At 69.0% G+C, this 229-nt stretch carries 1 pseudogene; it reads left to right on the top strand.

Going from position 1 to position 229, the window contains the following annotated elements:
- Positions 1–185, top strand: a pseudogene (locus NVV99_RS27080) (enoyl-CoA hydratase); the annotation flags it as partial.
- Between the last annotated feature and the right edge of the window lie 44 nt (positions 186–229).

Raw genomic sequence — 229 nt, 5'->3', positions numbered from 1 at the left:
TCATCGTCGCCTCCGACGACGCCGTCTTCGGCCTGCCCGAGGTCGTCCGCGGTGCACTGGGCGCCGCAACGCATCTCGCGCGCCTCGTCCCCCCGCACATGATGCGCACCCTCTCCTACACGGCGCAGAACGTCACCGCGCAGCAGCTCGAGCACCTCGGCTCGGTGTACAAGGTCGTGCCGCGCACTGCGGCTCTCCCGGCATGACGGTGAAAGCCGAATACGACCTC

Origin of the sequence: Rhodococcus sp. PAE-6 (assembly GCF_025290685.1) — a bacterium.
In the GTDB taxonomy this organism is placed as follows: Bacteria; Actinomycetota; Actinomycetes; order Mycobacteriales; family Mycobacteriaceae; genus Rhodococcus; species Rhodococcus pyridinivorans.
The sequence above is the reverse complement of the archived record's forward strand: the minus strand, read 5'-3'. Positions and strand labels throughout refer to the sequence as shown.